Source organism: Streptomyces sp. NPDC001732 (assembly GCF_053596315.1).
Genome location: NZ_JBSFFY010000016.1, coordinates 158,033 through 168,785, shown reverse-complemented (window position 1 = coordinate 168,785; position 10,753 = coordinate 158,033). Strand labels below are relative to the sequence as shown.

General features: G+C 72.1%; 7 protein-coding genes. All 7 read left to right on the top strand.

Features of this window, described 5'->3' with window-relative positions:
- A partial coding sequence (locus tag ACWCXX_RS18575) for an ADP-ribosyltransferase (RefSeq protein ID WP_451128447.1) occupies positions 1 to 1,740 on the top strand: 1,740 nt, incomplete at its 5' end.
- Positions 1,740 to 2,141, top strand: coding sequence for a hypothetical protein (locus ACWCXX_RS18570; RefSeq protein ID WP_451128445.1), 402 nt, complete (start codon positions 1,740 to 1,742; stop codon positions 2,139 to 2,141). The genes ACWCXX_RS18575 and ACWCXX_RS18570, both read left to right, overlap by 1 nt.
- A 2-nt stretch (positions 2,142 to 2,143) precedes the next feature.
- Positions 2,144 to 2,965: a DUF6508 domain-containing protein gene (locus ACWCXX_RS18565; RefSeq protein ID WP_451128443.1), complete on the top strand. Its 822-nt coding sequence runs from the start codon at positions 2,144 to 2,146 to the stop codon at positions 2,963 to 2,965.
- A 180-nt stretch (positions 2,966 to 3,145) separates the two neighbouring features.
- On the top strand, positions 3,146 to 3,457 hold the full coding sequence (locus ACWCXX_RS18560) for a hypothetical protein (RefSeq protein WP_148839336.1): 312 nt from the start codon (positions 3,146 to 3,148) through the stop codon (positions 3,455 to 3,457).
- A 103-nt stretch (positions 3,458 to 3,560) separates the two neighbouring features.
- Positions 3,561 to 4,934 carry a type VII secretion integral membrane protein EccD gene (gene eccD / locus ACWCXX_RS18555; RefSeq protein ID WP_451128441.1) on the top strand — a complete coding sequence of 458 codons (1,374 nt, stop codon included), beginning with the start codon at positions 3,561 to 3,563 and terminating at the stop codon, positions 4,932 to 4,934.
- A gap of 53 nt (positions 4,935 to 4,987) precedes the next feature.
- Complete coding sequence (locus ACWCXX_RS18550; RefSeq protein ID WP_451128439.1) at positions 4,988 to 6,664, top strand: MinD/ParA family ATP-binding protein; 1,677 nt, start codon at positions 4,988 to 4,990, stop codon at positions 6,662 to 6,664.
- Positions 6,665 to 6,737: 73 nt separating this feature from the next.
- A complete protein-coding gene (eccCa, locus tag ACWCXX_RS18545; protein WP_451128437.1) occupies positions 6,738 to 10,709 on the top strand; it encodes a type VII secretion protein EccCa in 3,972 nt (1,323 codons plus the stop codon).
- Positions 10,710 to 10,753: the final 44 nt, after the last annotated feature.

Below are 10,753 nucleotides of genomic sequence, written 5' to 3'. Positions count from 1 at the left end.
GCCACCGGCCTGGTCATCTCCGCCCTCCCCGGCGCCGGAGCCCTGTTCTGGACCCTGCCCGACGACAAGCTCCCCTCCTGGCTGCGCGACTCACGCACCGCGATGAAGGAGACCGGCAAGGCCCTGGTCGCCTGGGACGAATGGGGCAAGAACCCCGCACGCGCCGCCGGAGCGGTCACCTTCAACGTCCTGACCACCGTCTTCACCGGCGGCGCCGGCGGCGCAGCCGCCGGAGCCGGCAAGGCCGGCGCCGTCGCCAAGGTCCTCTCCGTCGCCGGCAAGACCGGCAAGTTCATCGACCCGATGACCTACATCGCCAAGGGCGCCGGCACCGGCCTCTCCAAGATCGGCGACATCACCAAGGGCCTCAAGGGCATCGGCACCATCGACATCCCCAAACTCCCCGACGGTTCGGTGCAGTTGCCCGATGGCCGCCTCCTGGATCCCAACGGGAACCTGGTCGCCCCGAACGGCGTGGTCGACACGACTCCGATCCCGCACGACACGGTCCCCGGCACCTCGGGCCTGCCGAAGTCCTGGCAGATCCAGCAGCCGGTACCGGCGGGCGTGCATACGGGGAACGGCATCCCCGACATGCCGTCGTACCCGCCCGGCGGCGGTTTCGACAACGTGTCGTACGGGCCGGGGAACCACGTCCCGGGCGGCAACCACGTCCCCGCTGTCAGCAGCCACGTTCCCACCGACCACTTCCCCACCGCTCCGGGGCACAACCTGCCGCCCAACGGGTTCCACGCCCCCGGCCACGACCTGCCCGGCAGCACCCCACACGCACCGGACACCCCGCACACCCCGTCCCACGACGGCCCCAACGGCCCGCACAACGACGGCCCGCACAACGGTGGGCACGACAACCCGTACGGCGGGCACACGGACGACGCGGTCGGCCACACCGACGACGCGGCGCACACGGGTGACCACGGCAACCCGGGCAACCACTTCGACCCGCACGGCACCGCCGACGACCTCGCGCACGGCGCCGACGACGGCACGCCGCCCGGCCACCACGACCCGGACGGGGCGGGCAGCGGCGGTTCGGGGAGCGACTTCACGTACAAGCCGCACATGTCGGCCGACGACTTCGACGACCTCACGACGGCCGAGAAGCACCGGGTCGCCGCGGCCGAGCTCACCGAGGGGACGGTTCCGTTCGCCGACGACTTGGCGGCGATCGAGTACGGCCGGGACTACTGGAACGACTACGTGGACAATCTGGACCCGTCCGCGAAGCAGGCCCTCTGGGACTACACCGGCGAGACGTTCCCGTCGTACCACGACATGAACGGCCATCTGCGCGGCACTCCGGGGTACGGGCCGAAGCCCGAGGTGCTGCACGACATCGCCGAGATGGACCGGGTCATGTCGACGCGTCCGGTGCCCGACGACATCATGGTCGTCCGGGGTACCGGTCTGGGCCACCTCAAGCTGGACTCCCCGCTCGACATGCTGGGCCAGACGTACCCGGACAAGGGCTACACTTCCACGTCCCTCGGCAACCACCCGGTGTCCGGCTTCGCCGGCAAGGAGGCGATCCTGCACCTTCGCGTGCCGAAGGGAACGCCCGCCCTGTGGCTGGAGAAGGTCTCCAAGTTCGACGTGTCGGAGCGGGAGCTGCTCCTGGCCCGCGGTTCCGAGTTCAAGGTGACCCGCGTCTTTATGGAGAATGGCCAGGTCCAGGTCTACGGCGAAGTCCTGCCGCCGAACAAGGGAGTGGCGCACTGATGAGCAGCGAGCAGCGGCCCAATCCGCGACTGAACGAGGATCTGATGTTCAACGCGGCGCCCGGGGGGCCGCCGCGCTACGGCTCCGGGTCCCGTGGCCCTGTCCAGTACCTGACGGTGGCGGACAGGGCCGGTGAGGTGATCGGCTACGTGTGGGCGAACGACGAGGACGACGCCGCTGGGTGGCTGGTCCGCAAGGCGGGTGGCGACGAGGCGTTCAACAAGGGTGCCAGGTGGGCCCGGAAGCTCCACGACGCGAAGGCCCGGGGGCTGGCTCCGACAGCGGCCCTGGCAGAGATGATCAAGGAGTCGGATCCCGCGAAGAGCAGTCACGTCGTGCCCGGCTCCCTGACCGAGGCGCCGAACGCCGATGCGGTCAGGAGCCTCGCCGACGCGAGCTGACCATGACGCGTGAATCGGGCGCACCCCGTTACCGCAGCACGACCGACAGGCCGGTCCACCACCTCACCGTCGCCGATGCCCGGGGCGAGGCCATGGGCTATCTGTGGGCGAACGACGAGGACGACGCGGCCGGATGGTGTCTGCGTCCGGCCGGTGACGCGGCCTCGGTCGGCGAAGGGGTCGGGTGGTCCCGGAAGCTGGACGAGGCCAGGGCGCGCGGGCTCGTGCCCACGGCCGCTCTCGCCGAGCTGGCCGGCGGTTCCGCACCGGGTCCCGTCGGCCGGATCGTGCCGGGCTCCCTGGCCACGGCCTCCTCGCTGGAGGCCCTGAAGGAGCTGGCCCGTGTCGTGACCGGGGCCGACGACCGGCGTCTGCTGGAGCGGCTCGACCGTGAGAACGCCGACGCGTGGCGCGAGTTGCGGGAGGCGTACGCCGCGCTCACGGACGAGGACCGCGACGTGCGGTGGTCCGAGGGCGGGAAGCAGCCCGACGGCACCCGGCGGATGAGGTATCCGCTGTACGGCGAGCGGCTCCGGCGGCTGGTGGGCGCGCTGTCCGCCGTCGGCGCGGTGACGCCCGCCTACCTGTGGCAGGACAATCCGCCGCCGGTCGCGCCCGGCGACGGCTGGCTGAGTCCGGCCGACGCGGTGCGCGCGGCCACGGCCGTGGTGCGCGGGGAACGGTTCTGCGACGGGACGATCGCACGGGCGGCGGGGGACGGCCTTCTCGACGCCGTGGCCGAGTCGTTGTGCGCCTGGTACGAGGCGGTGGCCGACGGCTCGCATGATGGTTCCCGACACGTACGGAATGCCTGTTCGCGGTAATCGCTCGTGCTCCGACCCGGGTTGTACCGGCCGATCGCGCATGCTCTATGTTTCAGGAGTTAATCAGGGGGATTCCCGTATGGTGCGCCGTCGGCCGGGCGACCGGGACCGACGCGACGTACGACCGACGCGACGTATGACCGACGCAACGTACGACTGAGACAACGGACGACGAGACGAATGGCACGGGATTACGACAGCCAGCTCCTGGAGTCGGTGGCGGTCCGCCGGCGCAGGATGCGGGACGCGCTGCTGTTCGGCGCGCAGCGGGCACGGCGCACGGCCGACGAGCGGCTCGGGAAGGTGTTCGCGGGAATCGCCATCACCGCCGTGCTGTGCGCGGGGTGCGTGGGATGGTCCTTCATCCAGAACATGATGGAGAAACAGAAGGCCGAGCAGCAGAAACAGCAGCGCCAGGAACAGCAGTACCAGCAGCCGACGAAAACGGCGCAACCGGATAAAACCGGGGAATCGACGAAGAATCCCCAGTGAATCGCTAATTCCGGAAAATAGATAAAGAGTTCCCCGCAAAAGGGGACGGAGAAGGCGCTAGTAGCATGGGCACGCCAAGCTGCCCGACTCCTCAAACGTCGCGATGATAGGTTCCCGTCAAGTGGTGAGCACAGCAACGACTTCCCGAGCGCAGCTCAGCCGGGTGACCCTGGTCGGTGAGCGACGCCGGGCCGATATCGTCCTGCCGTCCGATACTCCGATCGGGCAGCTGCTGCCGGACATTCTGCAGTTGCTGGACGACCGGGCTGCGGCACGCCCGATGACTCGGCAGTTGATCACTTCGGACGGTTCCGCGCTGCCGCACGACAGCACGCTGTCCTCGGCGGGGATCGCGGACGGTGCCGTGCTCCGGCTCGTCCGGGCCCACTCCGCACCCCCCGCCCCGGTGGTGCACGACGTCACCGATCTGGTGGCCGACGACCTCGATCTGCAGACCTGGCGCTGGCGCCCCTCCGCTCGTCGGACGAGTGCGGGCGTGGCCTCCGTGACCTTCGCGGTGGTCGCCGCGCTGCTCGCCCGCCGCGAGTTCGCCCTGGACGCCCTGAGCAGCGTCCTCGCGGTCGCCACGCTCGTACTGCTGGCGGCCGGTGCGCTCATCGCGAAGATCGGCCGGGGGAACCGGGGGCTGGCGACCGCGCTCCTGCTCGCCTCCGGCAGCCTCGGCATCCTCACCGCCTGGACCGCCGCGGACGCCTACGACTGGGCGGGCACGGCGCGGCTGGCCGCCGTCGCCGGGGCGCTGGCCCTGACGCTGGTGCTCCTCGGCTACTTCTCGCCGCTCGGCCGCGGCGGGCTCATCGGGGCCGCCGCCACCGCCGTGATCACCGTGGTGTGGGAGGCCGTCGCCGCCGTCCAGGACGATCTGGCCCGGCTCGGCGCGGTGATGGCCGTCTTCTCCGTCGTACTGCTCGGTCTGCTCCCCCGGCTCGCGCTGGCGGCGTCCGGGCTCACCGCGCTCGACGACCGCCGCTCCGGCGGCACCTCCGTCAGCCGGCACCAGGTGGGCAACGCGCTGGCGGCCACCCACCGCGGTCTCGCTCTGGCGACCGTGGTCACGGCGGTCTCCGCAGCGGCCGGCGGCTGGCTGCTCACCCTGGCCGACAAGCCGTCCGTGTGGACGGTGGCGCTCCCCTCGCTGGTGGCCCTCGTGCTGCTCTCGCGGGCGCGGGCCTTCCCGCTGGTCGCCGAGGTCGTGGCGCTCTTCGCCGCCGCGGCGGTCCTGGTCGTGCGTCTCGTCATGCTGTGGATGCAGCACGCCGGGGGCGCCGGGCCGCTCGCCCTGCTGTGCGTGGCCGCGGTGCTGCCGCTGCTCGTCCTGGCGGTGCAGCCGCCCGAGCACGTTCAGGTCCGGCTGCGGCGCATGGCCGATCTGGTCGAATCCATCGGTGTGGTGGGGCTGTTCCCGCTCGCCGTCGGTGTGTTCGGCGTGTACGGACAGCTGCTCAACAAGTTCTGAGTCGACTCGCAGGTGCTCCCGGCGGGGCAGCAGGGCGAAAAAGAAGGGCAGACATGCCGAACGAAGACAACTGGCAGGGAGATGTGCTGCGCGCCATGAGGAGCGGCGGCCCCGCCCGGGAGGGCGCGCAGGACCCCGGCGGCCAGGGATACGGCACCCCCGCGCAGGGCCAGGTCCAGGGGCAGCAGGCGTACGGCACTCCCGTGCAGGGCCAGGTCCAGGGACAGTCTGCGTACGGCGCCGCCCCCCAGGACCAGGCGCACGGTACCCCCGCGCAGGGCCAGGCGTACGGCGCCGCCCCCCAGGACCAGGTGTACAACGCCCCCGCGCAGGACCAGGCGTACGGCCAGGGCGGTCAGGCGTACGCCCCCGCGTCCGGTCACGGCGTTCCCGGGCAGAACGCCCCGGCCGCCGGTGCCGGGCAGGCGTACGGGACGCCCCAGCAGCAGGCCGGGTACCAGGAACAGCAGCAGGCCGCCGCGTACGCCGGATACCAGGAGCAACAGCAGGCGCACCAGCCCCAGCAGCACGCCGGATACCAGGGACAGCAGGCACATCAGCCCCAGCAGCAGGCCGGGTACCAGGAACAGCAGCAGGCCGCCGCGTACGCCGGATACCAGGAACAACAGCAGGCGCACCAGCCCCAGCAGCACGCCGGATACCAGGGACAGCAGCAGGCCGCCGCGCACCCCGAGTATCAGGGACAGCAGCAGGCGGTGGCCGCGCAGGCCGTCGGGCAGCCGCAGCAGGGCCGCCCTCAGGCCCCGGCGCAGTCCGCCGCGTACACACCGGGCAGCCGTTCCCACCAGACCCCCGACTCCCGGCCCGTCGTGGACCGGAGCCTGGCCGCGGTCGGGCTCAAGGCCCGGCGCGGGGAGCCGTTCGCGGCGCGGGCCGCGCGGGCCCTGCGGGTGAGCGTGTCCTCGTCGGCCGCGCGCGAGGTGGCCAGGACCACCGCCACCGCCGAGACGCTCCAGCAGCCCGTGACCACCGGCCGGCAGATCGCCGTCACCTCCATCCGGGGCGGCGCGGGCAAGTCCACCGTCGCCGCGCTGCTCGGCACCACCTTCGCGCACTACCGCCAGGATCCGGTCCTGCTCGTCGAGGCCGACCCGGCGCTCGGTTCGCTGCCGCTGCGGCTCGGCGCCGAGACGCTGCGCTGGACCACCGGTGACCTGGCGGGCATCATCGAGCCGCAGATGTCGCTGCTCGACATCACCGGCTACCTCGTCCAGCTCCCCGGCAACGCCTGGCTGCTGCCCGGCAGTCAGGGCCAGATCGGCGCGATGCTGGACAGCAGGGCGTACGAGCGGGTCATGGTGTCGCTGCGCCGTTACTTCGGCGTCACCGTCGTGGACTGCGAGACGCTGCCCGCCGAGGTCGCCCGGGTCGCGCTCTCCGCCGCCCAGGCCCGGGTGCTGGCCGCTCCCGCCACGCTGGAGGGCATCACCAGCACGTACGCGGTGCTCCAGTGGATGCAGTCGCTGCCCCGGCAGGTGATCGCCGGCACGGTCGTCGTGCTCAGCGAACTGGTGCCGCACCCCGGGCTCGACCTCGACGAGGCGACGAAGAAGCTGGAGGCCACCGGGGCGAGCGTCCGGGTCCTGCCGTACGACCGGCACCTGGCGGCCGGTGGCGAGATCCGCACCGAACTCCTGGCGCACGCGACCAGGGAGGCCGCCACCCGGCTCGCCGCGGACGTGTTCCGGCTCTCCCAGCAGCAGCACTGATCACTTCACCGATCGGCAGCACCACCGTTCCCCCGATGCCGATGCCGAGCCCGACCCCGAGTGACGGACGACGATGAGTACCCGACTGATCCACCGCCCGGCCAGGACCACCCGGCCGCCGGCCGCCTCCGAGGCGCGCACCATCGAGGCGCCGCCGAACCTGCCCGAGGGCAAGTCGGGCAACATCGCGATGTCGTTGTTGCCCGTCGCCGGTGTGATGTCCTCCGTCGTGATGATGACGGTCGTGCGCAACAGCCAGTTCGCCGGGCTCGGGGCGATCATCCTCGTCGTCACCGTCATCGGCTCCGTCGCGCTCGTCTTCTCGCAGCGCGGCAAGGCCCAGCGCACCCGTCGCACCCAGCGCGAGGCCTACCTCGCCTATCTGGAGGACCTGCGCGAGGAGTTGTCCGTCGAGGAGCGCGAGCGGGCGGAGCGGGCCGATGTGCTCAACCCGCCGCCGCACGCCCTGTACGACATAGTCCGCGACCCGGCCCGGCTCTGGGAGCGCCGCCGGCTCGACGGCGACTTCCTGCGGGTGCGCGTCGGCACGGGCGAGATGCCGGTGCGTGACCTGAAGGTCGCCCAGCAGGGCTCCTCGGTGCTCTCGCCGCCCGACACCTTCATGCTCAACGAGGCGTCGGCGCTGATGGACCGCTTCCGTACCGGCACCGAACTCCCGCTCACCGTCCCGCTCGACCGGGTCGGCAACATCAGCGTCATCGGCCCCCGCGAGGACTGTCTGCGCGTCGCGCGCGCCCTGCTCGTCCAGACCGCCGCCACCCACGCCCCCGACGACGTGGCGATGGCGCTCGCCGTGCCCGGTGACCGGCTGGCGGACTGGGAGTGGGCCAAGTGGATGCCGCACCTGCTCGACCCCGAGCAGTTCGACGGCCCGGTCGCCGCCCGCCGGATCGCCCCGTCCGCGCCCCAGCTCGCCCGCCAGATCGGCCCGGAGCTGCGCCGTCGTGCCTCGTACGCGGCCGAGGTGCGGCGCGGTCTGTCCGGCAAGGACGCGCTGTCCATGACATCCCGGCTGCTCGTCGTCACCGACGGGCACGGCGAGGACGCCGTCGACCTGCCGCGCCCCGACGACGCGGTCGGGCTGCGCGAGATGGGCGTCAGCGTGCTGCACCTGCTCGAACAGCGGGTCCAGGAGCCGGGGCACGTCAGTGTCCGGATCACCGTCGACGGCGACGGGGTGGTCATCGAGGACCTGCGCGAGCAGGAGCCGATCAGCGCCCACGGCATCGTGGACGAGGTCGGCATCCCGTTCGCGGAGGGCCTGGCCCGGATGCTGGCGCCGATGCGGCTGTCCGCCGAGTCGCTGGTGGACGCCCCGCTGTCCGGCCCCGTCGACTTCGCCGATCTGCTCGGCATCGACGACGTGGCGCAGCTCGACCTGTCGTACCTGTGGGCGCCGCGCGGCGAACGTGCCTTCCTGCGCGTGCCGATCGGCATCAGCGACTCCCACCAACCGGTGCTCCTGGACCTGAAGGAGTCCTCCGAGCTGGGCATGGGCCCGCACGGGCTGTGCGTCGGCGCCACCGGTTCCGGCAAGTCGGAGCTGCTGCGCACCCTGGTCCTCGCCCTGGTGGCCACGCACCCGCCGGAGGACCTCGCCCTGGTCCTCGTCGACTACAAGGGCGGCGCGACCTTCGCCCCGTTCGCGGAGCTGCCGCACGTGGCCGGTGTCATCACCAACCTGGAGAACCAGGCGGGTCTCGTCGAGCGGGTGCACGCCTCGCTCGCCGGTGAGGTCAAGCGCCGCCAGCAGGTGCTCAAGGACGCGGGCAACGTCGCCGACATCGGTGACTACGCGGCGCTGCGCGCGGACCGGCGGCCCGACCTGGACCCGCTGCCGCACCTGTTCGTGGTGATCGACGAGTTCGGTGAACTGCTCACCGCGAAGCCGGACTTCATCGACCTTTTCCTCTCCATCGGCCGCATCGGCCGCTCCATCGGTGTGCACCTGCTGCTGTCCAGCCAGCGCATCGAGGGCGGCAAGCTGAAGGGCCTGGACACCTACCTCTCGTACCGGCTCGGGCTGCGCACCTTCTCCGCCGACGAGTCCCGCACCGTCCTGGACACCACGGACGCCTTCCACCTGCCGCCGCTGCCCGGCTTCGGCTACCTCAAGGTGGACACCAGCCACTACGAACGCTTCAAGGCGAGCTACGTCTCGGGCGCGTACCGGGGCCCCGTGCAGCGGGACGATGAGCAGGACGCCGGGCCGCTGGCCCTGGAGTACGAGGCGTTCAACACCCTGGCCGAGCCGGAGACCGCGGCCGAGGAGCCGAAGGTGCGGCGCCGGGAGACCGGGCCGACCGAGATGGGCGTCATCGTCGACCAGCTGCGGGAGGCGGCCGGTCCGGTGCGCCGCATCTGGCTGCCGCCACTGCCCGGCGCCATCGCCCTGGACAAGGTCGCCGGGCCGCTGGACGTGGGCCCGCGCGGAATGCAACTGGCCGGGCGCAAGGGCCCGTTGCAGGTGCCGCTCGGTCTGCTCGACGACCCGACGAAGCAGTGGCAGGGCCAGTGGTACCTGGACCTGACGGTGGCGGGCGGGCACGTCGCGATCATCGGGGGGCCGCAGTCCGGCAAGACCACGCTGCTGCGCACGCTCGCCCTTTCGCTCGCGCTCACCCACACCCCGCAGGAGGTCGGCGTCTACGGCCTCGACCTGGTCGGCGGCGGGCTCCAGGCGGTGTCCGGGCTGCCGCACGTCGGCGGGGTCGCCGGCCGTGCGGACCGGGAGCGCGCGGGCCGCACCGTCGAGGAGGTGCGGGGCATGCTCGCGGTCCGCGAGGAGCTCTTCCGCGAGTACAACATCGACTCCGTGGAGCAGCTGCGCTCCCTGCACGCGGCGGGCCGGCTGCCCCAGTTGGCCTCGGCCGAGATCGTGCTGATCATCGACGGCTTCGGCGCGCTGCGCGACGACTTCGACGAACTGGACGACGCCGTCGTCGACATCCTCAAGCGCGGTGGCGGCTACGGCATCCACGTGGTCGCGGGCATGCTCCGCTGGAACGACGTGCGCATCGCCACCCAGTCGAACTTCGGCACCCGGGTCGAGCTGCGGCTGAACGACCCCAGCGAGTCGAGCATCGACCGCAAGCTCGCCCAGACCCTGTCCCCCGACGAGCCGGGCCGCATCCTCACCGACGGCAAGCTCTTCGCGCAGGTGGCGCTGCCCCGTACGGACGGTCTGGCGGACGCCTCGGACCTGGGCGCCGTCCTGGAGCACACCGCCCGCACGATCCGCGCCACCTGGAGCGGCGAGGTCGCCCAGCCGGTGCGGATCCTGCCGCACGTCCTGGAGCCGCACCTGCTGCCGGGGCCGGTCGCCGAGCCCAAGCGGGTGCCGATCGGCCTGGACCAGACGGCGCTCGCGCCCGCCCTGCTCGACCTGTTCCACCACGACCAGCACCTGCTGGTCCTGGGCGACAGCGAGTGCGGCAAGACGAACCTGCTGAAGACCGTCGCCCGCGGCCTCATCGAGCGCTACGGCGAGGAGGAGCTGGTCTTCGCCGTCATGGACCCGAGGCGCGGGCTGCGCGGCGCGATCCCCGAGGAGTTCCGCGGCGGTTACGCGTACAACCCCAAGATGTGCGCGGGGCTGGCCGCCGGGATCGCCACCGAGCTGGAGAAGCGGCTGCCGGACGACCGGGCGGACACCGAGGACCTGGAGCCCGGCAGCTGGGGCAGCGGTCCGCGGATCGTGATCCTCGTCGACGACTACGACGTGCTGACCACGGCGGGCCAGGCGCCCCTCGACCCGTTCCTGCCGTACATCCCGTCCGCCGTGGACATCGGGCTGCACTTCGTCCTGACCCGCCGCGTGGCGGGCGCCTCGCGCGGCATGTACGACCCGCTGATGCTGGGGCTGCGCGAGTCGGGGGCCTCGGCGCTCCTGATGGCGGGCGACCGCAGCGAGGGGCAGCTGTTCCCCGGCGTGTACGCGAGCCAGCAGCCGCCGGGACGCGGCGTGTTCATCCGCAGGGGCCAGCCCAACCGCCTCATCCAGACCGTGTACACCGCGGAGTGACGCACCGGGGGCGGTCCCGCACCGACGGGCCGCCCCATCGCGCC